Here is an 816-nt window from a genome sequence, read left to right as displayed (position 1 = left end):
GCTTGTTACTAGCTCGCCAACGCTTTTCGCAAGTTACTACGTCCTTCATCGCCTCTGACTGCCAAGGCATCCACCGTATACGCTTAGTCGCTTAACCATACAACCCAAATGAGTTTCACATCACTTGAGTCGTTGCGACCAGCTGGTTTTACTTGTCTCATCTTCGACCAAGAAGATGGACTCGCCTTAGACTTGAATATTCAAGACACTTAACAAGTGTTTTAAGAACTCAATTTTTTTCGTATTAACACAACGACAGACATCATTGTATTAATTACTATCAGCTTTCCAAATTGTTAAAGAGCGGGCTTAAAAAAGCCAAAGATAATGTTTAAGTTTATCTTTGGCATCTCTAACCATAATGCAGTAAATGGTGGAGCTATGCGGGATCGAACCGCAGACCTCCTGCGTGCAAGGCAGGCGCTCTCCCAGCTGAGCTATAGCCCCATTTACATGCAGTGCGAGTAAATAAGATGTTCCAAACCTCTTAAAGGATTGGTTTGCCAATCATTTCTTATCAAGGCGGACAGTGGCGACGTTTAGTTCACTAAACGAGTCACTTTCCAACGCTGAGAAGGAAGGATTGGTGGGTCAGAGTGGACTTGAACCACCGACCTCACCCTTATCAGGGGTGCGCTCTAACCAGCTGAGCTACAGACCCATCTTTTACTCTATCTTCTATCAAGCAAATCTGTGTGAACACTCAACAAACATCGAGTTAGTCGTATAGGTAAGGAGGTGATCCAGCCCCAGGTTCCCCTAGGGCTACCTTGTTACGACTTCACCCCAGTCATGAACCACAAAGTGGTGAGCGCC

Annotated in this window: 2 tRNA genes and 2 rRNA genes; all 4 read right to left on the bottom strand. The window is 45.3% G+C overall.

The features are described 5' to 3' along the window. Nucleotides 1-97, bottom strand: a 23S ribosomal RNA gene (locus B5P39_RS24380); the annotation flags it as partial. Nucleotides 98-371: 274 nt separating this feature from the next. Continuing rightward, a tRNA-Ala gene (locus tag B5P39_RS24375) sits at nt 372-447 on the bottom strand. Nucleotides 448-584: 137 nt separating this feature from the next. Further along, nucleotides 585-661: transfer RNA gene (locus B5P39_RS24370), tRNA-Ile, on the bottom strand. A gap of 70 nt (nt 662-731) precedes the next feature. Then, nucleotides 732-816 (bottom strand): 16S ribosomal RNA (locus B5P39_RS24365); the annotation flags it as partial.

It is taken from the genome of Shewanella sp. Shew256 (assembly GCF_002196695.1).
Lineage (GTDB): Bacteria > Pseudomonadota > Gammaproteobacteria > Enterobacterales > Shewanellaceae > Shewanella > Shewanella mangrovisoli.
Note: the sequence above shows the minus strand (reverse complement) of the source record. Positions and strands in the feature narration are given on the sequence as shown.